A 24,187-nucleotide genomic window follows, 5' to 3' on the forward strand; every position below is an offset into this window, starting at 1 on the left:
AAGGGCAATATAAGTATTTTTATAATGATTTTCCAATATAATCAATGTGTTTATGAAAGAAACTCTGTGTTATTTTTGCTTTTTTACTAACTAATACAGCTTTAAACAAAGGACACAATTGCTACATACTAAGTGTAATTTATTACCTATTCAAAATTCTGTCTATTCAATCTTTCTAAAAATAAAAAAAGATTAAACTTATAAATATACAAGTTATAATGAGGGCGTCGAGACATAATTCAATACCTTTAGAGAAAATAACAAACCTCGTTTGGGTTTGAAAATTCTAAAGAACTTGCCAGTAATTTTTAAAGATTTGATATATTGATATGATTACTATACGGAGGGTAGTGAATCAGAAGGGAAGTTTATTCAACTCAATAAAGAAAGCGCTATCAAACAAATTTTATTTTAAATTGGTCATTCCAATAAATTAGATTCAACTGTAATTAAAAATAATAAATTATGGGGGTGTTTATATGAACATGAATGTAGCATCTATTAAAGAAAAAAAGATTGTTAAATATAAAAGTTGTTTTGATGTGATTGGGCCCATAATGATAGGTCCTTCAAGTTCACATACTGCAGGTGCTTTGGCTATCGGAACAGTTGCTAATAGATTATTTCAAGGTCTTCCAAAAAAAGTTGTAGTAAAGTATTATGAATCATTTGCTGAAACCCATAAAGGTCATGGAACTGATTTTGCAATTATTGCTGGTATATTAGGCTTTGCTGCCGATGACAGCAAAGTGCCAGATGCTATTAAAATAGCAGAGTCTAAGGGAATTGACATTACCTTTATTGAAAAATCGGGTAATAGTCCTGCCGGTCATCCAAATACGGCAGATGTATATGTAGAGGATGAAAGTCGAAGTATTAGAACGATGGGTATTTCGGTCGGTGGTGGGTTGATTGAAGTCAAACATGTTGAAATTGATGGTTTTAGCTTAGATCTGCAGGGGCCATTGCCAGTTGTTATTGCGATTTCGGAAAGAGCTGACTTTGAATTTGTTTTACGCAGGATCTTTAAACAATATGATGTGGAAATTAACAGCTTTCATAGTTTGGAAGATAAAACAAGATATTTATATGCATTCGCTTTGGATTCGATATTACCTGGTACTGTTCAGAAGGAATTAGGAGATTTAAGCAATATAGCTAACCTTATTATTCTTTAGTTACATTAAGGAGTGAAAAATATGTATATGTCCATAAAAGAGATTGTGGATGCAGCTAATAAAAGCCAAAAGCCAATTTATGAATTAGCAATCGAACAGGAAATCAAACAAACTAAAATTTCTTATGAAGAAGTTTGGAGTAAAATGGAACGAAATTTAACGACTATGCAACATGCAATAAATAAAAGTATTGAAGGCGACGGTGTATTTTCTCCAACTGGGTTAACCGGAGGGGATGCTGTAAAACTTAAAAACTATCGAGAAAATAGGAAAACTCTTTCTGGAGATTTGATGGTGTTAGGGATTCAAAGTGCTATCGGTGTTAATGAAGTAAATGCTGCATTAGGAGCTATTTGTGCAACTCCAACAGCAGGTGCGAGTGGGACGATTCCGGGAGTCCTATTTAGTATTAAAGATACGTTGCAGTTAAATCATGAAGATATGATTCATTTTCTATTCACTTCAGCGTTATTTGGAACGATAGTCGCAAACAACGCTTGTATTTCAGGAGCGTACGGAGGATGTCAAGCTGAAATAGGAAGTGCCTCAGCGATGGCGGCTGCAGCTGCGGTAGAAGCTGCGGGTGGAACCCCACAGCAATCTTCTGAAGCTTTTTCGACCGCATTACAAAATTTACTCGGTTTAGTTTGTGATCCGGTCGCTGGTTTGGTAGAAATTCCTTGTGTAAAGAGAAACGCCATTGGAGCGACAAATGCTTTAGCAGCAGCAGACATCGCATTAGCCGGGGTAAACAATATCATCAATGCTGACGAAGTTATTGAAGCAATGTATAGGGTTGGAAGACAGATGCCTCGTGAGTTAAGAGAGACAGGTTTAGGCGGAATTGCGGCTACACCTACAGGGATTGCCATTAAAAATAAAATCTTTGGGGAGAAATAATCAAATCAATAAACAACTATCGAGAATATTGTGAAATATTTAACAATATGTACTCTATTGTTCGCCTAAGGATGTCTGTATGTTGGGGGAATTATCAATAAAATATACTACTATATAATTAAAATATTTTGTAAGTGGTAACAAACCCTTGGGGTTGCAGCTTCGCTATTGATTAATTTAGAAGAGGGATATTCGTTGTGATGCACTATATAAGCAATTCATTTTTCAAGAACAGTCTATATTCCTATACCTTAAATAGAGAATTAAGAATAGGACACGAGGAGGAATTATTACATGAATGGGAATACTGCAAAAAACATAGAATTTCAAGCTGATAATACTGCAGTAAAAGATGAGAAATATCTAGACCCTAAAAAGTGGCATAAACAGGATACTACCTGGGCATTGAGCCTTTTTGGAACAGCAATTGGAGCAGGGGTACTCTTTTTACCGATTAATGCAGGTTCAGGTGGTTTATTATCATTGCTGTTAATTACCATACTTGCCTATCCTGTTATGTATTATTCACATAGGGCGCTTGCTAAAATGATTTACGCTTCGAACTCTGCCGATGAGGGGATTACAGGTACTATAAGAGAGTATTTTGGAAATAAGGCAAGTATTATTTTTAACATTGTATATTTCGTCTCCATTTATACGATTGTGCTGATGTACTCGGTCGCACTTACAAATACCGCTAGTAGTTTTATCGTGCATCAATTGCACATGCCGGAGCCTCCAAGGGCCATTTTATCACTTGTCTTAGTACTTGGTCTTATCGCTATACTAAATTTTGGTCAAGATATAACTGTAAAGATCATGAGCATGCTAGTGTATCCTTTTATAGCTTCTCTACTTTTTATCGCAATATCTTTGATTCCACAGTGGAATACGTCAATGCTTAGTTTTTCAAGTGTTTCTACTGCCTCAACAGGAACAGGATATTTAGGAACGATATGGATGATACTTCCAATCATCGTATTCTCGTTTAATCATTCACCTATGATTTCATCATTTGTTGTGAAGCAGAGAGCTAGTTATGGAATAGAAGCTACTGATGCCAAGTGTGCTCAAATACAAGAAGTTTGTTATATCATGACATTCGCTGTTGTTATGTTCTTTGTTTGGAGCAGTACTTTAAGTTTGACTCCAAATGATCTTATGGTGGCAAAAGAACAGAACTTGTCAATCCTATCATATCTTGCTAATGAGCTTAATTCGCCAGTAATCACTATTGCAGCTCCTATCATCGCGTTTGTGGCTATTACAAAGTCTTTCCTTGGCCATTATATAGGAGCGTATGAGGTAATGCGTGACATGATTATCAAGTCCGGTAAAAAACGTGGGAAAGATATAGGAGAAAAAACAGTTAAGACAATAATTCTTACTTTTGTCGTATTAACATGCTGGTATGTTGCTTATACAAATCCAAGTATTCTTGGAATCATTGACGCCCTTAGCGGTCCGCTAGTTGCTGCTATCTTATGTATATTACCAATGTATGCGATCCATAAAGTACCAGTACTTGCTAAATACAAAGGGAAAGCGAGCAATGTATTTGTCATTATTATAGGTATCCTTACTGTCTTAGCAAGTATTCAGTCATTATTCTAATCCACTGTTGTTAGTACTGATGCAAAAAACATGGGATATGAAAAAAATAAAAATTCTTATCGGAACTGAACTCTATATTGTTGAACTAAAGAGATCATGGTTTTGGACAAACTCCTCATCTTGGAGAGTTTGTCTTTTTAATTATATGCATAACTTTTATACTAGCTTAAACAGACTAGATTAATAGTAAATGAAAACTTCATACAAACCACACATTAACTCCACTACTAGCACAAACTACAGTTGTATACTTTAAGTATCATTTTTCAACAATAAACATTCGAACATACTAATATTATGTAATATGGAAGTTACACTACATTAGAAGAAAACAAATAAGGGAGAGCGTATACTATGACAAGATTTGCGAATCAGCATGTAGAGAACACGATTTTAGAAGAGGATGTAGAGCTTTTAAAACTTATGGCACACCCAATGCGTTTAAAACTGATCAATGAGCTTTCTAAACATAAAACACTAAATGTAACCCAAATGACCGAAATTTTAAACATTCCACAATCAACAGTTTCCCAACACTTATCTAAAATGAGAGGGAAGGTTCTAAGAGGAAATCGTCAGGGGTTAGAAATTTACTATAGCATCGAAAACCAAAAAGCTGAAGAAATTATGGGATTATTAGGACCAATACAATAAAATATTAAGTTTACCATTTAAAGATTTATTTATATAGAATACTAAGCCCTCCTTGTTGTGGAGGGTTTTTATTTATTAATTTTTTAAGTAATTATTACTTTAATCCAATGACATCAATATCTTAAATATGTCACGATTTAAAAGAAGCGGGAATATCAGCTGTTTTTCATAGCTTATCAAATGGCGAAGTTCCTAAGGGTGGAGTAATCACGGAAGAAGGTATATTAGACAATACCATCTATACAAGCACTATGTGCATGGAGTCTGGCGCATATTATTATCATACCTACGATTGTAGACAAATTAAAACCATTGATTTATTTGATGCAAACTAAATAGAATAGGTAAACTGTATAAAATACAAATTCAGGGTTCTTATGTGGTTTTAATCTGTTTTTAAATGAAAAATCAATAACTCATAAATATTACAACCTTCCAAAAATCAAAAAGGAAGCGTGATTAGCTTGTAGATTAAGTCTGTTTTAAAACTGATGTATACGGGGGACAATCCCATAAACATCAGTTTTAAAACATTAGATACTTTATTTATCAAGTTAATGCGAGTTACATCAGTATAGGAAACGTTGGAAATCTAAATCTTTGTTTATATGTTAATTACTTCAAACGTATCCCTTCGAATGCGTTTATAACCAAGTCATGTACATAGGATTCATCCAACTTTTCACCGGTTACTAGCAAGCGATAAAAAATTGGTCCGTAAATGAGATCGATGCTTAATTCAACATCGAGGTTTTCTTTTAATTCTCCTCTGTTAATTCCCTTCTCCAGAAGTTGCTTTGCTTGCAGTCGACGTGGTTGGAAATATCGAGCACGATATTCCTCTGCTAGTTTCGAATCAAATTGCCCTTCACCAACTAACTCATTGATAATAGTTCCTTCTCGACTGATCAAAAAACTGGCTAAGCTTGTAGCGTGAGTTAAAATATCATTCAATGCTGAACCTGTGTCGGGTACAGGCAATCTGGCAGCAGCAGCAGAAAGAAAACCATCCATTACCACAGCAGCCTTATTTGGCCACCATTTATAAATCGTAGCTTTGCTGACTTTAGCACGGTCTGCAATTTTATCGACTGTGACTGCTTTAAAGCCACTTTCCAATAATAACTCATAGGACGCAGAAAGTATGGCCTTTTGGGTTTCAATATTACGTGGTCGACCTCGTTTACCTTGCACATTAATCATTCCTTTCAAAACATAAACTATACGTTTAGTATACTTAATATGGACAAAAAACAAAATAGCCTATTTACAAAACTGAACGTTTAGTATATATTTTAGTTAATTAATAAACTGAACGTTCAGTTTATTAATTAACTAACTAACTAACATCTTGTAATGGTATGGATATATTTAGATTCCAAAAATCACAAATTAAATTGCTAAAAAACATTTAGAAAAGGGGGATAAAAAAGAGATGAAATGGGATCTTTTAATAGCAGAATGGAAAGTAGTTTAGACTTAATTTATTACAATAAAAAATGGCATCGCAGTAGTAGTTACCAAGGCGATTTAGTAATTTTGAAATAAAAGTATGGGAGGAAATTGTTATGTCTAATTTTAAAAATAAAGCAATTGATAAGGATATTTCATCAGGTTTAATCATTCTTTTAGCAACTGCATGTGGTATTATTGTGGCTAATCTTTATTATGCACAGCCTTTAATTGGGGTAATTAGTAATGAAATTGGACTTTCTAATAGTAGCGCTGGATTAATTGTAACGCTAACTCAAATTGGATATGTTGTTGGCTTACTATTTCTTGTACCTTTGGGGGATATTGTTGAGAATAAAAAATTGATACTTATGTTGTTATTTTTAAGTGCATTTGCACTCATTGCCATGGTTTTTGTAAAAAGCGCAATCTTGTTGTTAATTACTTCATTCTTTATCGGACTGGGGTCAGTCGCAGCGCAAGTGCTCGTACCTCTTGTATCATATCTTTCATCGGAGAATGCACGTGGTCGCGTAGTTGGCAATGTCATGAGTGGTCTGTTATTAGGTATTATGCTTGCGCGACCGATATCTAGTCTAGTAGCCGATATGTGGGGATGGAATGCAATATTTGCTTTATCTGCTACTGTAATTATTGTTTTGGCATTTGTATTATCGAAAGTACTCCCTACCAGGAAACCAAAGGGAAAAACAAATTATATAGCCTTACTTAATTCAATGTGGCAACTGCTACGAACTACTCCAATTTTACGCCGTCGTGCCATTTATCATGCTTGTGTATTTGGGGCTTTCAGCTTATTCTGGACCACTGTTCCATTATTATTATCTAGTCCTGCTTTTCACTTTTCTCAGACTGCTATAGCATTATATGCACTTGTCGGAATTACAGGTGCAATAGCCGCTCCAATAGGTGGTCGTCTAGCTGATCTTGGCTGGACACGACCCGCCACTGGGATAGCTCTCACTGTTGTTATTATTTCTTTATTACTACCACTTTTTATTCAAAGTAGCTCGCCCTTTGGAATAGGTGTTTTAGTATTTGCTGCAATTCTGTTAGACATGGGAGTATCTGCAAACCTTGTGCTTAGCCAACGTTTAATTTTCTCGTTGAGTCCAGAAATTCGTAGTCGATTAAACGGGCTATTTATGGCTATGTTCTTTTTAGGAGGTGCTGTTGGATCCTTTATTGGAGGATGGGCATATGCCTTAGGGGGATGGAATCTAACATTATGGATAGGAATCGCTTTTCCGACCATAGCCTTGCTTTATTTTGCTAGTGAGAAATAGTTCTATAATCAAATTTAAACTGCCTGGAATCGTTTGAATGCTTGTTCATTGGTATGTCTGAGTTTTATAGAATAATTGTGGTTAATTTGAAGTTTTTACATCAGAACCAGATTTTTTGTCTCTATTGCTAAAAGAGCAAAATAGGATCACCTAGAGGTGCCGTAAAAATAGCTAGGAAGCCTTTCGTACGATTAGTAAAATAGTTGTTTTTAAAATTATGAAAGGTACTAAATATATATTTGATATGGCTATAGACTAGGGCTTCGGCTCTAGTTTGTTTTTTGTTTGAAACAAATTACTAATTAATATATATAATGTGCTTATAGGCTTGAAAGCGAGTGGATAGAATGGCATTCAGCAAGGCACAAAACGAAACCACAAAAACTATAAAAAACGCAATCCAGAACAAGCAAAATACCACAATTAAAAAACTATGGCTAGAAGCTTAATTAAGAATCTAGCTACAAAAGAAGAAAAAGAATTAATTGCAAAAAAAGAGGAGAATGGTTGTGTTAGAAAATAAATTAGATATCAAAAATCAGTTGGAATTGAATCGAGTGGAAGAACGACTATCAAAAATGAAAATCAAAAATTTATATGATTCAGGAGAGATAAACCACATAGAAGTTGGTACATTCAAGGGTCTTTCTGACATGCATAAATACCTATTGGAGGATATTTATTTCTTTGCTGGAAAGGTTCGAAAGGTCAACATAGCGAAGGGGAATTTTCGCTTTGCCCCTGTTATGTACTTAAACCATTCATTAGAGCATATTAGCACTATGCCACAAACAACCTTTGATGAAATTGTTGAAAAGTATGTTGAAATGAATATTGCCCACCCCTTTAGAGAAGGAAACGGTAGAGCGACTAGAATATGGCTAGATTTAATCTTTAAAAATGAACTTCATCAGGTGGCCGACTGGAATAAAATTGATAAAGAAGATTATTTATTGGCAATGGAACGCAGCCCAATTATAGATATTGAAATTAAGCATTTACTCCAAAATGCACTAGTAGATGAAATAAATAGTCGTGAAATATTCATGAAAGGAATTAATATTAGTTACTATTATGAGGGATATACCGAATATGATATAGAGAATTTATAAAACAAAAAGGGCTGAGATAGCCCTTTTTGTTTTACACTTTGACAAGTATTTTTTATAAAAAATACTTGTCAAAGTGTAAAATTATAAGAAAGGATGGCGGTTTTGTACGTCTATTTCTGTATCCAATGAATTACAACTATTTGCATAAGAAATACAAAGCTTTTTATCGTTAAATATCTGACGAAATCTTGCCAGAGAGTTTGATTTCTTACGACGAACCCGTAAATTTCAAACAAAAGATATACCCAGTTCATGGGTAAGGATGAAAAAAAGAAAGAAATTCAAGTGATAAAATATGAAATAATACATATTATAATTATTTATTAAGATAAAATGTTATATTTTTGGGTGGAATATATAAATGGAGGAAATGTAATGAACAAGAATTTAAAATTTACTCAAATGATGATCGGGATTAGCACGATGGCATTATCATTTGGAAGTATTCAAACACAGGTATCAGCAGAAGAAACAGCATCCTATAATATCTTACAGATGAAACCAATGGGGACAGAAACTTCAAAAGATGAAATTGTACATGCTACAACAGCGGACGAAACATTGACTTTTGAAGAGCGTTTAAAAGTAGGCGATTTTTCACAACGTCCTACTCTAGTTATGAAACGTGATGAAAGTCAATTAAAGCAAAGCTACACTCTGGCAGAACTGAATAAAATGCCTAATAGCGAACTCATTGATACATTATCAAAAATTTCTTGGAATCAAATTACGGATTTATTTCAATTCAATCAAGATACGAAAGCATTTTATCAGAATAAAGAACGCATGAACGTTATCATTAATGAATTAGGACAACGAGGAAAGACGTTTACGAAAGAAAACTCAAAGGGCATTGAAACATTTGTTGAAGTATTACGTTCTGCTTTTTATGTGGGATATTATAATAATGAATTAAGTTACTTAAAAGAGAGAAGCTTCCATGACAAATGTTTACCAGCATTGAAAGCGATTGCGAAAAATCCAAACTTTACATTAGGTACAGCTGAGCAAGATAGAGTAGTAGCTGCGTATGGAAAATTAATTGGTAATGCCTCTAGTGATACTGAAACAGTACAGTATGCGGTAAATGTTTTAAAACAATATAATGATAATCTTTCAACGTATGTAAGCAATTATGCGAAAGGACAAGCCGTATATGAAATTGTAAAAGGAATTGATTATGATATACAGTCTTATTTGCAGGATACGAATAAGCAACCTAATGAAACAATGTGGTATGGAAAGATTGATAACTTTATAAATGAGGTTAATAGAATTGCTCTCGTGGGGAATATAACAAATGAAAATAGTTGGCTAATTAATAATGGCATTTATTATGCAGGTCGTTTAGGGAAATTTCATAGTAATCCATACAAAGGATTGGAAGTTATTACACAAGCGATGAGCTTGTATCCTCGTCTAAGTGGACCTTATTTTGTAGCAGTAGAACAAATTAAAACAAACTATGGTGGAAAAGATTATAGTGGAAATGCAGTAGATCTACAGAAAGTACGTGAAGAAGGGAAACGACAATACTTACCTAAAACATATACATTTGATGACGGATCAATTGTCTTCAAAACAGGAGATAAAGTAACAGAAGAAAAAATTAAGAGATTATATTGGGCAGCCAAAGAAGTAAAAGCACAATATCACCGTGTAATTGGTAATGATAAAGCACTAGAACCGGGTAACGCTGATGATGTACTAACAATAGTAATTTATAATAATCCAGATGAATATCAATTAAATAGACAATTATATGGATATGAAACAAACAACGGTGGAATTTATATTGAAGAGAAGGGGACCTTCTTTACATATGAGCGTACGCCAAAGCAGAGTATTTATAGTTTAGAAGAGTTATTCCGTCATGAATTTACTCATTATTTACAAGGAAGATATGAGGTTCCTGGTTTATTTGGAAGCGGAGAAATGTATCAAAATGAACGATTAACTTGGTTCCAAGAAGGGAATGCAGAATTTTTTGCAGGATCTACACGTACAGATAATGTTGTTCCGCGTAAAAGTATGATAAGTGGCTTATCATCTGATCCAGCAAGCCGTTATACAGCAAAGCAAACTTTGTTCTCAAAATATGGATCATGGGACTTTTATAAGTATTCCTTTGCACTACAGTCATATTTGTATAATCATCAATTTGAAACATTTGAGAAGCTTCAAGATTTAATCCGTGCAAACGATGTGAAAAATTATGACTCATATCGTGAATCATTGAGCAACAATACACAATTGAATGCAGAATATCAAGCGTATATGCAGCAGTTGATTGATAATCAAGATAAATATAATGTACCGCAAGTAACAAATGATTATTTAATTCAACACGCACCAAAGCCGCTAGCTGAAGTGAAAAACGAAATTGTGGATGTAGCAAATATAAAAGATGCAAAAATTACAAAATATGAGTCGCAATTCTTTAATACATTTACTGTGGAAGGCAAGTACACAGGTGGTACATCAAAAGGTGAGTCTGAAGATTGGAAAACGATGAGTAAACAAGTAAATCGAACTTTGGAGCAGTTATCCCAAAAAGGTTGGAGTGGTTATAAAACAGTTACAGCCTATTTCGTAAACTATCGTGTGAATGCAGCTAACCAGTTTGAATATGATATTGTTTTTCATGGTGTTGCAACAGAGGAAAAGGAAAAAACAAATACTATAGTAAATATGAATGGACCATACAGCGGGATAGTAAATGAAGAAATTCAATTCCATAGCGATGGTACAGAAAGTGAAAACGGAAAAATTATTTCTTATCTATGGAACTTTGGAGATGGTACAACAAGTACAGAAGCCAATCCTACCCATGTATATGGAGAAAAAGGAACATATACTGTGGAACTAACAGTGAAAGATAGTAGAGGAAAAGAAAGTAAAGAAAAAACAAAAGTTACTGTAAAACAAGATCCGCAAACAGGTGGATCTCTTGAAGAGGAGAAGGTACTCCCATTTAATACGCTTGTAAAAGGAAATCTGGTTACTCCTGATCAAACAGATGTTTATACGTTTAATGTTACAGATCCAAAAGAAGTAGATATTTCTGTGGTAAATGAACAAAATATTGGGATGACATGGGTACTTTATCATGAATCAGACATACAAAATTATGTAGCTTGTGGTGAAGATGAAGGAAATACTATAAAGGGGAAATTCGTAGCGAAACCAGGCAAATATTATTTGAATGTTTATAAATTCGATGATAAAAATGGTGAATATTCATTATTTGTAAAATAAATTCATATCCGATATGTATAAATGCTTATCAAAAAACAGTTACTGTAATTCAAAAGGACAGTTAAATGAAATAAGACCGTTCCTAATTATAGGAACGGTTATAAACTTATCATGTGCTGGAGGTCAATCCGAATGGCATGGAATACCTTCTCTAAACAGTATAGACATGAAAATTAACGAGTATACGTAATGATGGCAAACAACAAAACGAAACGGTTACGCTATATAAAAGCGTAACCGTTTCGTTTTGTGACAGTGGCTCATTTATTACATGATATCCTATGGCATGTATTTTGTATTTCATTCTCCTACACACTACTAATTTGTGAAGTATAAGTAAAATTTATGTAAAAAAATAAAATGAAAAATTCTAAAAAAAAGATAAATATTTTCAGATGTTTTTATGCATATTAAAAACTAGGAGGTGAGACACAATGGCAAACAATAATAGTGGAAGCCGTAACGAATTATTAGTTCGTGGTGCTGAAAGTGCAATCGATCAAATGAAATATGAAATCGCACAAGAGTTTGGTGTGCAACTTGGTGCAGACGCAACAGCTCGTTCAAATGGATCTGTTGGTGGTGAAATCACAAAACGTCTAGTAGCAATGGCTGAACAACAACTTGGCGGTGGATTCACTCGCTAATTTTATAGTAAATGGATGAAAAGGAGAGATTATATATCTCTCCTTTTTTATTGGAAAATATCTGGGCAGAGTCTCTTCAGGAGATTTAAGTAAAAGGTCAAACTCCTTTTCTAGATAGCATGAGCTAACCTAATAGTTAGAAATTCATCATTTTGGAACATACTTAATGATAAAAAGCAGTTAGCAAAAGCTAACTGCCATAAGAACATTACATCTATGAATTTAAGGAGTACACATGGTATGCACAAAAGTTTCAAATTTATGTAACTAAAATTAAAATAGAGCAGTTAGTTGTAGCAACTGCTCTATTTAATACAACCTGGGTAAGAAGCAGGTTGTAATGTTTATTATAGATGAAATATTAGTTTTTATTCAGACGTTGAATTATTTTAATTTATTACGACTGTGTCTTGGTCTATAACATCACTATCAAACATGTTTGTTGCACAAACTCCATTAAAAGCATTCACAATGAACCAACATTGGAGGCACTCGGACCATAATACCCTTTCGTATTTTCTTTTGGAGAAACATTATAAAAATCCCCTATATTTATTAAATTATGTATTTTGAACAAGAATTTTAGGTATAACAGATGGCATAGTATTCACCTGCTTCGTAAGTGAGTATTAAAAGTAATATTTTTGAAAAAGATGATTAGGTGTATTTTTAGTAATTACAGTAAAAAGAGCAGCTAGCAAAAGCTAACTACTCGGTAACCAATTTGTTCTAAAACAGGTTAGTTATATTTTGGACAAATTATTAAAAAGTATACAACATAGAAGAAAACATAAAAGAGCAGTAATCTATGTTAACCGCTATAATGAACACCAAAACAAGGGAAGAATATTTATTTTTTAACTCTTAAATAAACTACTATTAAGTAATTACAATATTTAAAAGTAAAAAATGACTTTTGTTAATTACAAAAATCATTTTTTATACCAATTATATTTATTAATTGTTTATTACATTTAATAATATAAATAATTTTATTAAAATAAACGGGGCAAGGAAAATTAACCCAACTGTTGCACATGTTGAAGAGTAAATCCAAAGGGAGAAGTGTAGAAAAAAGAATGACAACAAATTCTCAAAAATCATTATTACGTAGGGGGGAATCTGTAGATAAGATTATAATGTTAACTTGAAATTTTTTTCATCATTAACGTATTATTCTCAAAATGATATAAATCCTCCAAATTAAAGGAGAAATCAAATATGAAATCATCGATAGATAGTATTCAAGAAAGTAAAAGATTAAAAAATCAACAAAAGGATGAGAAAGCAACATGGAAATCAATGTCTATGTTTCTAGTTCCCTTGCTTTTAAGTAACATATTACAATCAGTTGGACAATTATTTGGTATGGTGGTAGTAGGGCGATGGCTTGGTGTGAAGGAATTAGCTGCCATTTCAGCATTTTTCCCATTATTCTTTTTACTTGTTTCGTTTGTAATTGGGATTGGATCAGGTAGTTCGATTTTAATTGGTCAGGCATTTGGTGCCCGTAATGAAGAGCGTTTAAAAGCCATTGTTGGTACGACGTTAACATTTACCTTTATAATAGGAATTATTTTGGCAATAGTGGGAAATGTATTTGCTCTGAACATTATGCGTCTTATGGGTACGCCAGAAAATATAATTGATATGAGTGTGCATTATGCACGTATTTTATTTATTTCTATGCCAGTTTTATTTCTATATTTCTCTTATACAACGTTTATTAGGGGTACAGGAGATTCTAAGACACCGTTTTATTTCTTAATTGTTAGTACATTCTTAAATATAATTCTATTACCTATTCTAATTTTTGGTTGGCTAGGAGCACCCAAACTTGGTGTATATGGAGCTGCTTCTGCTTCTGTTATCTCAACCATTGTAACATTTATTGTTATGCTTATTTACTTAAAGAAGAAGAATCATCCACTGCAATTAGATGAGACCGTACGGAAATATCTTCGTATGGATTGGGAATTGTTAAAACTATTATTACGCCTTGGAATTCCAGCGAGTATTAATATGATTCTTGTTTCATTATCTGAGATTGCGGTAATCGCATTTGTGAATCGTTTCGGTTCTGATGCGACTGCTGCATATGGGGTTGTAAACCAGGTTGCAAGTTATGTTCAGATGCCTGCAGTCAGTCTCGGAATAACAGTATCCATTTTCGCTGCGCAATCCATTGGTGCAAAGCAATTTAATCGATTACAGGAAGTTATTCGTGCTGGAATCGTTATGAACTATATAATTGGTGGTATATTAATTGCTTTTATTTACTTGTTTTCAAGAGAAATCTTATCGTTATTCTTAACGAGCTCGAATACAATCGAAATTGCACATAGTTTGGTGATGATTACACTTTGGAGTTATTTAATTTTCGGCCATGCTCAAATTATTGGTGCGACAATGCGAGCAAGTGGAACTGTATTATGGCCCACTATTATCGGTGTTGTATCGATATGGCTTGTAGAAGTCCCAGTTGCTTATTACCTTTCTTATCATACAAATCTTGGTATAAAAGGAATATGGATTGGATATCCAGCTGCATTTATTGTAAGTTTACTTTTGCAATATGGATATTATAAATTTTCATGGAAAAAGAAACGAATTTCACGACTTGTTAGTTAGGATAGAAGGTGAAAAGATATTCCCTTATAAGTTGTCAATTTTAGGGGGATGGTTACGACATCATCAAGCTAATAAAACCAAGTTACCCTCAAACGGGGTATCTTGGTTTTATATTGTAAATTCAATATCACTCATTTATAAATTTAGTTAGTAACCAGAGTCTTCAGAAGTAAGATTATCTATCATTTTATAATCGTATTTTTGCAATGGTTTTTCAGCAGGCCCTTCAAGTACTTCTCCTGTATACGAGAATCGTGAACCATGGCATGGACAATCCCAAGAACGTTCACCATTGTTCCATTCAACTTCGCATCCGATATGAGTACAAGTTGTATCTACAATATGAAGTTTACCTTCTGCATCTTTGTAAGCTCCTTTTCTATGGCCATCAATATCAATGACGGCTCCTTCATCGTTAGATAAATCATGAATACATTTTTGAGGAATCTCTAACTTTCCTTTAATTAAGTGACCAACAACATTGGCATTTTCGACTAAGAAATTCTTTAAACTAGGATTCATGTGGAAACGAGAGGGAGTATATAATTCCCGATATTTGCTTTTTTCCTTTAATATGATGTCTCGGAATAAAAGAGCAGCTGCAGTCCCATTAGTCATACCCCATTTTCTGTATCCAGTAGCAATTAATATATTTCTCTGATCGGAGGTGATTTCTCCGATATAAGGAATTTTGTCTAGTGTAATTAAATCTTGAGCTGACCAACGGTATGTAATATTTTCAAGCCCAAAAACTTGTTGCCCGAATATTTCCAAGGCTTCATAATGTTTTAGTGTTTCTCCGCCTTGTCCCGTTTTATGACTTTCTCCAGAGATAAGAATAAATTTTTCTCCATTGATTGTTGTAGAACGGAGAGAGCGTGTCGGTTCATCTACACTAATATACATACCTCCTGGATAATCTGTTTTTGTTCTAGCAGCAATTATATAGGAGCGATCTGCATGCATTCTTGTAGAGTAAAGTCCTGCGCCTTCATAAAAAGGGAAATGGGAACAAGAGAGAATATACTTTCCTGTAATTTGAGCTCCTCCACGGGTAAGAACCACAGGTTGCTCGCCAGTTTTTATATTTACTGCTGTGGTATTTTCAAAGATGTATCCACCTTTTTCTGTAATTATATTTGAAAGATGGGCTAAATATTTAAGGGGATGGAATTGTGCTTGATTTCTCATAACAAGTGCATTGTGTATTTTTAAGTTAATAGGAAGTTTGTTTACAAGTTCGCCTTCAATACGAAGATCTTTATAAGCTTCTGCTTCTTTTTCTAACTTAAATGCGTATTCTTCTGTTGTGGAATACAGATAAGCATCTTGTTGAGTGAAATCGCAATCAATGTGATGTTTATTAATTGTGGCTTGAATGAAATTTAAAGCATCTATGTTTGCTTCGTAATACAATCTTGCGGTAGTTTTTCCGGCATATCTTATAAGCTCGTCATAAATCATATCATGTTGAGCAGTAATTTTAGCTGTCGTATGTCCAGTCGTTCCATTTAATAATTTGTCTGCCTCTATAACAGCAACTTTTAGGCCTTCATTTACTAAAAGATAGGCAGAAGTAATGCCAGTAATTCCTCCTCCTACAATAATAACATCGACCTGCATGTCATTTTCTAAGGAAGGGTATTCTGGTAAATGAATACTGCTCGTCCAATAAGATTCGGCGTTATGGGTTAATATTCCACTGTAATTCTCATTATTCGTCACTATAAATCCTCCATCCAATGTTTTATAGTTTTATTATTTCCACTTATTGGAGAGGTAAACTTTGAGCTTAGAAAATAGCAAATTGTGGCTGTGTAGTATATTCAATTAAGACATAATTTTATTTGAACATTGTTTTTACTTTTAAATAAAGTTTATTCAAATGATACTAATAACTTTGATAAATAATCATAGAAAAGAGCGTGTTTTGAAAAAGGTAAATCAAAACACGCTCTTAATATTTTCAGTTGGTTTATTCTTTTATAAAAAGTTTAATCATTTCCTATCTGCATTACTATACTACTAGACTCTTTTCTTGAATATGTCTAATAGTCAATGTGCAGAATTCAAGTGCTTATAAGGAATACTTAGCTAACTGTTCACCCCAAGATGATAATTCAGTTTCAATAAATCCTGCTTTTTTATATACAAATTTAGCTGTAAGGTTTTCAGGATCATATCCAATCATTATTATAGAAATGTTTGCGTTATTATTTCTTCTTATCTCATCAATTACTAGATGTATAGCTTGTTTACCTATACCTTGCCCTTGAAACTTTTCATCAATCATAAGTCTATAAATCCAATAATTATTATCATCAGGATCTATCCCAAACATAGTAAATCCTATCATTTTTTCATCAAAATAAATACCGTTTGCATAGAAATTATCTAGAAATTGAACTTCTGCGATAGAATAAAGGTTGGATGCAATAAATGTTTGTTGTTCTTCTGTAACAGAAAGTGTAATTGCTTCTTCCCAATTACTTTTGTCAATAGCCTTTAAATAAATTTTCTTCAATCTGATACTCTCCTTCCAATATTGAGGAGGAACCACGTAGTTTATGGGCTAGTGATACGTTATCCTCTTATTTTTTTGCTCAATGAAATAGAAATATTTTCTCATTGACAACGCCTCCTTAAAGGTACAAATTAAAACACATTATTATAATCAATATAATTATATTCTTTCCGCTATAAATTATTTTCCTGTTGAAAAAATCCTATTTTTCTATCTAATTTATCCAAGGTATATGATACCAAATATCGGGAGAATCTCTTTGCAAACAATAATATTTCACCTTGAATAAAGAATGACGTTTTTTGTTTTGGAGAAGAATATGATTTTTAACTTGATAGCAGTGTGTCTGTACACTATTGTCATCAACCTATTATTCTATGATTTTTGTTTTTATTTACTTATATTTTCATTGTTACTGAACTCTACTTCAGTAAAAGTTTGTTTATACCCTAGATTGCCTCGTGTGAAAATAAGAATAAGTAAAGCGACAAATCCCAATCCTATCACTACAAACATATCCGTATTCTTTAAAACAGGGTTGGTGGAATGAGTTTGTGCTAAACTAAACGTATTTACACTCGCATGAATTAGCATGACAATAAATAAGTTACCGTGATTGCAGTTATAGACCCAAGTAAGAATAATTGAGATCGGCAAACATAGTAAAATAAAAATTGGTAAATGAATATATAGAAGAGAAAGGTCAGAACCCGGGCCACCCCTTTGTGCAGCCGTTAAGAAATGTGGAAGATGCCAAAAAGTCCACAAAACACTAAGTAGTAATGTAGCTTTTAACGGTCCAAATTTCGATTGTAATCGAGGCAGAGCGAAACCACGCCATCCGATTTCTTCGGGTAGAGGCCCACCGAGAAAGAAAATTGCTACAAAAGAGAAGAGATAGGTTATAAAAAATTCAAAATTAAGGTCACGGAAAGTAGGTATCTCTCCATTTACTATAACCATCCCCAGAAACATTGCAGCTGGGATAACGATGAGAGTAAACAAGTACCAATTCAAACCGACCTTAGTAGTTAGAATACTTTTTCTAACTTTTTTCCATGACTCTTTGCCTTCAAGAGTTCGCAACATGATACACGCTGCTAACATAGGGCCTGCAAATGCATTGGCAAAAAAGAAAATATCAAATGCCTTTGTTTTAGGGAAAATACCCCATTGAGATAAGATAAATGGAATTAATACAATCCATGAGAATAAATATGCCATTACAAAAAATGAAGTTAACGGATAGGATTCCAAATATCCCCTCAGACCTGTTGATGAGTTTTTTGATTTTGTTAAATACTTCAACACAATCACCTCTTTATTTATAAAATACCTTATATGTGCTAATTCTACATATTTTCATACAGAACCTTTTTGACGTAATAGAGTTGAGTTTTTTGTAAGAAAGGAGCGATAAATTACCAAAGAAATATAGAAATTTCTATAACAGTTTCCTTCATTTCCTTGTCTATCTTGAATGCATCTGGGGGAACATCCCATGCCTATCAAATTAAGAACATTGACAAGATGAAATTTGTCTATTAGAACTAAAATATTCTTAATGCAGAGGTAGACTCTTACAAATGTGGTTATTAGTGCTTCACCAACACGATTCGTTGAAGCCTCAATATAGAGGCATACTAGATTACGATGTTTTTCCGTAACAAATGTAGTTAAAAGTTTTTAGGTTTAGAGAGAGTTATAGAGGGTATACATACATTATAAAGAGTTGATTGGAGATAAACTTTATAGTGAATTAGTCTATAAAACTTACATTCTTACTTTAAATAAAAGGGGGGAGTATATATGAGTAAAAGGTTAATGAATAAGAGGATTCTATTTATTTTGTAAACGAGGGGCGTGTGAAAAATGAAAAATATGAAACGTAAGCTAGGAACCTTTGCGCTTACAATGACTGGGATTGGTTCGATTTTAGGATCTGGCTGGTTATTTGGTGCATGGAAGGCCGCCAAAATATCCGGGGGGGCCGCTATCTTTTCTTGGGTCTTAGGAATGATTGTAATATTATTTATTGCCTTACCATATAGCGAGTTAGGAGCCATGATTCCAGAGGCTGGCGGAATGGTAAAATATACCCAATATTCACATGGAGATTTCGTAGGATTTATTGCTGCATGGGCTAATTGGATAGCCATCGTCTCAGTTATTCCGGTTGAAGCTATAGCCTCAATACAATATATGAGCTCGTGGCCTTGGGAGTGGGCAAGTTGGGCCAAAGATTTAGTGGATAATGGAATGCTGACTTCAAAAGGTCTTGCAGCTGCTTCTTTACTTATAATCATATATTTCTTTTTAAATTATTGGACAGTTAGTCTATTTGCAAAAGTGAATTCATTAATTACTATATTTAAAATTATAATTCCTGGTCTTACAATTGGTGCATTGCTATTTGTTGGATTTCATGGAGAGAACTTTACTAGTCATCAGGACTTTCATGTATCTAATTGGTCAAATGTATTAACTGCTATGGCAACATCTGGTGTTATTTTTGCATTCAATGGTTTTCAAAGCCCAATTAATATGGCTGGTGAAGCAAAGAACCCAGGGAAATCTATTCCTCGGGCAGTTGTAGGATCCATTTTAATTGCAACTGTAATATATGTATTATTACAAATTGCTTTTATCGGTGCTGTAAATCCCGATATGATAATTAATGGATGGTCGAATTTAAATTTCAATTCACCATTTGCTGATTTAGCGATAGCACTAAATATTAATTGGTTAGTTATTGTATTATATTTAGATGCTTTTGTATCTCCTTCTGGTACAGGTACTACTTATATGGCAACCACATCACGCATGCTATACGGAATGGAGAAGAATGGATATTTTCCTAAAGTTTTTGGGAAATTACATCCTATATATGGTGTGCCTAGATTTGCCATGATGTTTAATTTAATGATTTGTTTTGTTTTTTTATTTTTATTTAAAGGATGGGGTGTTTTAGCTGAAGTTATTTCAGTAGCTACATTAATTTCATATGTTACTGGACCTATAACAGTAATGACTCTGAGAAAAACAGCGCCTAATTTTCATCGTCCTTTCTATATAAAAGGATTAAATATTATTGCACCTTTAGGGTTCATTTTTGCATCATTAACATTATATTGGGCAAGATGGCCATTAACAGGAGAAGTAATGTTTATTATACTTATGGGCTTACCTATATATTTTTATTATCAATTAAAAACAAAATGGGTTGGATTTAAAAAGAATTTTTTAGCTGGATTATGGATTGTCGGGTATTTATTATTTATGATTTGTATATCGTACACTGGAAGTGAAAGATTTGGTGGGTTAAATATTATAACTTATGGATGGGATATGGTACTTATTTCAATTGTTTCATTTCTATTTTATAGATGGGCTATAAATAGCGGATTTAAAACAAAAGATTTAAAAGTAGCTCAGAAAATTAATGGGGGAATTAGTTAAATAATATACATAAATTAGAAAAATGGATTTATAAGGGTTACCGTATAATATTTTTGAATATCCCCAAAACGGGGTCCCGTCAGGAAAATGCAGATTTACAACGTTAAGCTTATTTTCCTGACGATTCCTCTGTTTTTAACAACGTTAAGAAAGTTTTAGTGGTCTTAAAGCATCTAATGAGATCGCTTTCTCCGAATTAAAATGATATTCTCCTAGTAAATTAATATGTTCCCAACCTAGAGGCGACATATGGCGCAATAATTCTTCATTAAAACTACCAGCCTGTTTTTGATATTCAACTACTTTTGTTAGATGTAAGGTATTCCAGATACTGATGACATTAATGATTATATTTAAGGCACTAGCCCTTTGCAGTTGATGCTTCCCTAAGCTTACCCTGCTTTCAGAAGAAAATAGCTCTTGCCAATCCATTCATGGCTAGATTTAGCTGAAGATAATCCATACAGCCAATTCTTAATTACGGTTATGGGTGGTATTAACCAATTAGAGCGAGATTTTATCCGTATGAGTCAACGTGAAGGGATTGAACTGGCTAAGAAAGAAGGGAAGTTTAAAGGTCGGTTAAAGAAATATCATAAAAATCACGCGGGAATAAATTATGCAGTAAAGCTATATAAAAAAGGAGGAATGACCGTAAATTACATTTGTAAAATTACAAATGTGTCCAGAGCTTCGTTATACAGAAAGTTAACAGAAATGAACAATTAACTAATCTTTATTCTGCTAAAGGGGATTTTTCGAATGGTTAACGAAATCATTATTATATGGAAGTTTATTTAAAGATAAAGAGGACTTGAGGAGCTTCATATGACTGCAGAAATATAATTGTCACCACTTCCATATCTGGAGGCAATGGATAGGCGGGTACTTGCCAACCGAACACACGCAATTGTCGAGATAAATCATAAAGATTCCAGTTTGATGTGTAGCCATCTTTCAGTCGCCAAGCGAAAACAGGAATATCCGACCCATCGGACAAAAGTTCAAACGATTCGATCTTCTGAATGGCCTTGCTTAGAAAAAGAGCGACTTTCTGAGAAGTCTTTTGGACATCATAGTACCCACTTTTCCCTAAACGTAAGTAATTGTAATATTGCAGGAGAACTTGTGCACCGGGACGAGAGAAATTCAGGGCAAAAGTCGGCATATTTCCGCCCAAATAGGAAACGCGAAAGATTAGATCCTCAGGGAGATCTTCAGCTTCCCGCCAAATTATCCAATCTAATCCAGGATAGACTAATCCATATTTATGTCCGGATACATTGATGGACTTCACCCTTGGTAATTGAAAATCCCAGACTAAATCTGGTTGAAGAAACGGTGCTATAAATCCTCCCGAAGCTGCATCCACATGCATGGGAATGTCAAGATCAGTCTTCGCCTGTAAATCATCCAACGCTTTCGAAATTGCGGCAACCGGTTCGTAAAGACCGGTATAAGTTTCACCAAGAATCGGTACTACACCAATCATATTTTCATCCACGGCTGCGAGGATCCCCTGAGGATCCAATTGAGGATGTTCAGGGCTAACCTTCACATAGCGTGGTTCAACCTCCCAATAATTCGCGAATTTTTCCCAAACGACCTGAACAGCAGAACTAAACACAATATTGGGACGATCTACCGGCTTCCCTTCGCTTTTACGTGCATTTTGCCAGCGTCGCTTTAAGGCAAGCCCACCGAGCATACATGCTTCTGACGATCCAGTTGAAACGCCCATAGTCGTAAGGGGGCTGGGCGAATGCCAGAGGTTGGCTAAGATACGGACACACCGCTCCTCAATTTCAGCTGTCTGTGGGTATTCGTCCTTGTCAATCATGTTCTTGTCGAATGATTTTGCATATGATTGCTCTGCGGCAGGCTCCATCCATGTGCTAACGAATGTTGCAAGATTCAGGCGGGTGTTGCCATCAAGAGCAATTTCATCATGGACGATTTGATACGATGTTTCGGGTAACATGTCTTCATCAGACATATGAAAGCGTGGAACGACGGATTCTCCTTCATGGGCAAACAGAGGATTTACAGAAAATTCGTGAGGCAGCTCTTTTTGCATGTGAAGTGGTAGAGATTGTGAATTATCTGGCATAATCTCTTTTTTTGTATGTATCGTTTTGAACTTCTGCTTTTCGATCCTGTGGCATACAAGTCCCCCTTAATTAAATTTTTAACAAACATATTATTTACAAAAAATCATTTGTTAAACCAAGGGGACATAAAGCTTCAAGCACTTTTCTATCAATCTTTATTTCAAAGCTACACGGAACCCTATGGTTATAATTCAAAGGAGTGGACAGTCGATTCATTCCTTACTGAAACTTTTCAAGCACTTTCTGGTCAATGAGGACATGTAACGTTCCTTGATTCAGATTGCCGCGATCCTGGTCTGGAGGGAAGGACTGTCCATTTCCAGACTACTGTGGTTCGCCAGCTCAAACGCAGATTTCGGGATGATTCCGATGCCGAGGTTGGCTTTCTGACAAGTCTCGTGGATCAGCTTGGTAGAATCAGCGGTAAATGACCAGAGGTTGCTCGTGCAGCTCTTCGAATTATTGTTTTATGCTTTATTCAAGTTGTTGAAAGTAAATTTTCACTGTTTATAAATCGGAATGTTCTTTCTATTATTTCTACAATTGTTATCTATTTATATATAAGGTTATAAGGAATATATTGGCAATGTAAGTGAAAACAATAGATGGAAGGGGATGTTTTTTATGTTTAAAAAAGCAGCACTAGGGATTTCAACGTTAGCAATCACAGCGTTCGTCGGATTAGGAATGGCAACAGAGGCTTCTGCTGGACCAGCAGCACCTCTTACTTCACTAAACGTCGTACAAGTAGAGTCTGAACTGGGCAGGGTAGAAACAATTGACCAGAACAGCTTTAGCACATTACGTAATCACGGAGGAAAATACTTATATATTACCACGAAAGAAATGGGATATGGCCAAAATCCATTTGCTAAAATGAATGGCTCTAATGTAAAAAGTATTGGATCCACTATAATTGGCGGAAGACCGATCGTTGGCTGGTATTATAAATGGGATGCTTCTGGGCATCAACAGGGAACGTTTGAGTACCAAAAGACATCTATAAATGCACCATTTAATACAATGCGTACATCAATTTATATCTAATAGTTTTGAAAGCGTTCGTACATTTAAATAGTCAAAGAAAAGGCACTCCTAGGAGTGCCTTTTCTTTGACTTGAACCATGTTCCTATATATATTCCCCATCCCATAAAAACCCTTCCTATAAAACAGGATCCTAGACACCAATAGACTTCATTTGAAAAATAGTTTACATATGTATGGGTGGTAACAGTAACGCTACATCATGAATATAAGATGCGTTACGCCTTCTGTTCTAACAACCTACTTTATAGAAAGTGCCTTTCTCATATATTTTACCACATGTAACATTGAGTTT

At 34.2% G+C, this 24,187-nt stretch carries 15 protein-coding genes and 5 pseudogenes; 13 read left to right on the forward strand and 7 right to left on the reverse strand.

Going from position 1 to position 24,187, the window contains the following annotated elements:
* The first annotated feature begins 479 nt into the window (after window positions 1-479).
* The 5 genes and pseudogenes from sdaAB to AXW78_RS33470 all read left to right on the forward strand — a co-directional run.
* Entirely contained in the window at window positions 480-1,178 is a 699-nt protein-coding gene (sdaAB, locus tag AXW78_RS28450; protein ID WP_001057004.1) for an L-serine ammonia-lyase, iron-sulfur-dependent subunit beta, read from the forward strand.
* A gap of 21 nt (window positions 1,179-1,199) precedes the next feature.
* Window positions 1,200-2,078, forward strand: a complete 879-nt coding sequence (gene sdaAA, locus AXW78_RS28455) for an L-serine ammonia-lyase, iron-sulfur-dependent, subunit alpha (protein ID WP_000281941.1) — start codon at window positions 1,200-1,202, stop codon at window positions 2,076-2,078.
* A gap of 294 nt (window positions 2,079-2,372) precedes the next feature.
* Entirely contained in the window at window positions 2,373-3,692 is a 1,320-nt protein-coding gene (locus tag AXW78_RS28460; protein WP_001014197.1) for an aromatic amino acid transport family protein, read from the forward strand.
* A gap of 354 nt (window positions 3,693-4,046) precedes the next feature.
* Entirely contained in the window at window positions 4,047-4,346 is a 300-nt protein-coding gene (locus AXW78_RS28465; RefSeq protein ID WP_000196515.1) for a transcriptional repressor PagR, read from the forward strand.
* Window positions 4,347-4,480: 134 nt separating this feature from the next.
* A pseudogene (locus AXW78_RS33470) lies at window positions 4,481-4,678 on the forward strand (linear amide C-N hydrolase); the annotation flags it as partial.
* A gap of 283 nt (window positions 4,679-4,961) precedes the next feature.
* Here AXW78_RS33470 and AXW78_RS28470 read toward each other — a convergent pair.
* Entirely contained in the window at window positions 4,962-5,549 is a 588-nt protein-coding gene (locus AXW78_RS28470; RefSeq protein ID WP_003303864.1) for a TetR/AcrR family transcriptional regulator, read from the reverse strand.
* A gap of 365 nt (window positions 5,550-5,914) precedes the next feature.
* Here AXW78_RS28470 and AXW78_RS28475 point away from each other — a divergent pair, with 365 nt between their 5' ends.
* The 4 genes from AXW78_RS28475 to AXW78_RS28490 all read left to right on the forward strand — a co-directional run bounded on the left by AXW78_RS28475 (window position 5,915) and on the right by AXW78_RS28490 (window position 12,122).
* Window positions 5,915-7,105, forward strand: a complete 1,191-nt coding sequence (locus tag AXW78_RS28475; protein WP_000064487.1) for an MFS transporter — start codon at window positions 5,915-5,917, stop codon at window positions 7,103-7,105.
* Window positions 7,106-7,608: 503 nt separating this feature from the next.
* On the forward strand, window positions 7,609-8,217 hold the full coding sequence (fic, locus tag AXW78_RS28480) for a protein adenylyltransferase Fic (RefSeq protein ID WP_003303862.1): 609 nt from the start codon (window positions 7,609-7,611) through the stop codon (window positions 8,215-8,217).
* 375 nt (window positions 8,218-8,592) lie between these two features.
* Entirely contained in the window at window positions 8,593-11,475 is a 2,883-nt protein-coding gene (colA, locus tag AXW78_RS28485) for a collagenase ColA (RefSeq protein ID WP_001038991.1), read from the forward strand.
* 434 nt (window positions 11,476-11,909) lie between these two features.
* Window positions 11,910-12,122, forward strand: a complete 213-nt coding sequence (locus tag AXW78_RS28490; protein WP_000002845.1) for an alpha/beta-type small acid-soluble spore protein — start codon at window positions 11,910-11,912, stop codon at window positions 12,120-12,122.
* A gap of 389 nt (window positions 12,123-12,511) precedes the next feature.
* Here the strand turns inward: AXW78_RS28490 and AXW78_RS33475 are convergent.
* Window positions 12,512-12,724, reverse strand: a pseudogene (locus tag AXW78_RS33475) (spore germination protein).
* A 700-nt stretch (window positions 12,725-13,424) separates the two neighbouring features.
* Here AXW78_RS33475 and AXW78_RS28495 point away from each other — a divergent pair.
* Window positions 13,425-14,753 (forward strand): MATE family efflux transporter, encoded by a 1,329-nt coding sequence (locus tag AXW78_RS28495; protein WP_420042256.1) that lies wholly within the window; start codon window positions 13,425-13,427, stop codon window positions 14,751-14,753.
* 147 nt (window positions 14,754-14,900) lie between these two features.
* Here AXW78_RS28495 and AXW78_RS28500 read toward each other — a convergent pair whose 3' ends face one another.
* From AXW78_RS28500 to AXW78_RS28510, 3 genes are all read right to left on the reverse strand, one after another.
* Entirely contained in the window at window positions 14,901-16,478 is a 1,578-nt protein-coding gene (locus AXW78_RS28500) for an FAD-dependent oxidoreductase (RefSeq protein ID WP_000183686.1), read from the reverse strand.
* A 352-nt stretch (window positions 16,479-16,830) separates the two neighbouring features.
* Window positions 16,831-17,277 (reverse strand): GNAT family N-acetyltransferase, encoded by a 447-nt coding sequence (locus AXW78_RS28505; RefSeq protein WP_000725625.1) that lies wholly within the window; start codon window positions 17,275-17,277, stop codon window positions 16,831-16,833.
* 390 nt (window positions 17,278-17,667) lie between these two features.
* Complete coding sequence (locus AXW78_RS28510) at window positions 17,668-18,585, reverse strand: CPBP family intramembrane glutamic endopeptidase (protein ID WP_000876424.1); 918 nt, start codon at window positions 18,583-18,585, stop codon at window positions 17,668-17,670.
* 564 nt (window positions 18,586-19,149) lie between these two features.
* Here AXW78_RS28510 and AXW78_RS28515 point away from each other — a divergent pair.
* Window positions 19,150-20,736 carry a glutamate/serine transporter AimA gene (locus AXW78_RS28515; protein WP_000794168.1) on the forward strand — a complete coding sequence of 529 codons (1,587 nt, stop codon included), beginning with the start codon at window positions 19,150-19,152 and terminating at the stop codon, window positions 20,734-20,736.
* 144 nt (window positions 20,737-20,880) lie between these two features.
* Here the strand turns inward: AXW78_RS28515 and AXW78_RS28520 are convergent.
* Window positions 20,881-21,175, reverse strand: a pseudogene (locus AXW78_RS28520) (Tn3 family transposase); the annotation flags it as partial.
* On the opposite strand from AXW78_RS28520, the pseudogene AXW78_RS28525 reads away from it, so the two are divergent.
* Window positions 21,169-21,465 (forward strand): annotated as a pseudogene (locus AXW78_RS28525) (helix-turn-helix domain-containing protein); the annotation flags it as partial. The pseudogenes AXW78_RS28520 and AXW78_RS28525 overlap by 7 nt on opposite strands.
* Window positions 21,466-21,577: 112 nt before the next feature.
* On the opposite strand, the pseudogene AXW78_RS28530 reads toward AXW78_RS28525, so the two are convergent.
* A pseudogene (locus tag AXW78_RS28530) lies at window positions 21,578-22,901 on the reverse strand (glutamate decarboxylase); the annotation flags it as partial.
* Between the two features lie 570 nt (window positions 22,902-23,471).
* Between AXW78_RS28530 and AXW78_RS28535 the strand changes: the two are divergent.
* Window positions 23,472-23,894, forward strand: a complete 423-nt coding sequence (locus AXW78_RS28535; protein ID WP_000472926.1) for a DUF4879 domain-containing protein — start codon at window positions 23,472-23,474, stop codon at window positions 23,892-23,894.
* Window positions 23,895-24,187 lie beyond the last annotated feature (293 nt).

The sequence above is a fragment of the Bacillus thuringiensis genome (assembly GCF_001595725.1).
Lineage (GTDB): Bacteria > Bacillota > Bacilli > Bacillales > Bacillaceae_G > Bacillus_A > Bacillus_A thuringiensis_K.

Bases quoted from the DNA above. Each gene is read 5' to 3' on its own strand.
- AXW78_RS28535 (WP_000472926.1), top strand. From the start codon at position 23,472: ATGTTTAAAAAAGCAGCACTAGGGATTTCAACGTTAGCAATCACAGCG.
- AXW78_RS28515 (WP_000794168.1), top strand. From the start codon at position 19,150: ATGAAAAATATGAAACGTAAGCTAGGAACCTTTGCGCTTACAATGACT.
- AXW78_RS28495 (WP_420042256.1), top strand. From the start codon at position 13,425: ATGTCTATGTTTCTAGTTCCCTTGCTTTTAAGTAACATATTACAATCA.
- AXW78_RS28460 (WP_001014197.1), top strand. From the start codon at position 2,373: ATGAATGGGAATACTGCAAAAAACATAGAATTTCAAGCTGATAATACT.
- AXW78_RS28465 (WP_000196515.1), top strand. From the start codon at position 4,047: ATGACAAGATTTGCGAATCAGCATGTAGAGAACACGATTTTAGAAGAG.
- sdaAA (WP_000281941.1), top strand. From the start codon at position 1,200: ATGTATATGTCCATAAAAGAGATTGTGGATGCAGCTAATAAAAGCCAA.
- sdaAB (WP_001057004.1), top strand. From the start codon at position 480: ATGAACATGAATGTAGCATCTATTAAAGAAAAAAAGATTGTTAAATAT.
- AXW78_RS28490 (WP_000002845.1), top strand. From the start codon at position 11,910: ATGGCAAACAATAATAGTGGAAGCCGTAACGAATTATTAGTTCGTGGT.
- AXW78_RS28470 (WP_003303864.1), bottom strand. From the start codon at position 5,549: ATGATTAATGTGCAAGGTAAACGAGGTCGACCACGTAATATTGAAACC.
- AXW78_RS28475 (WP_000064487.1), top strand. From the start codon at position 5,915: ATGTCTAATTTTAAAAATAAAGCAATTGATAAGGATATTTCATCAGGT.
- colA (WP_001038991.1), top strand. From the start codon at position 8,593: ATGAACAAGAATTTAAAATTTACTCAAATGATGATCGGGATTAGCACG.
- fic (WP_003303862.1), top strand. From the start codon at position 7,609: ATGGTTGTGTTAGAAAATAAATTAGATATCAAAAATCAGTTGGAATTG.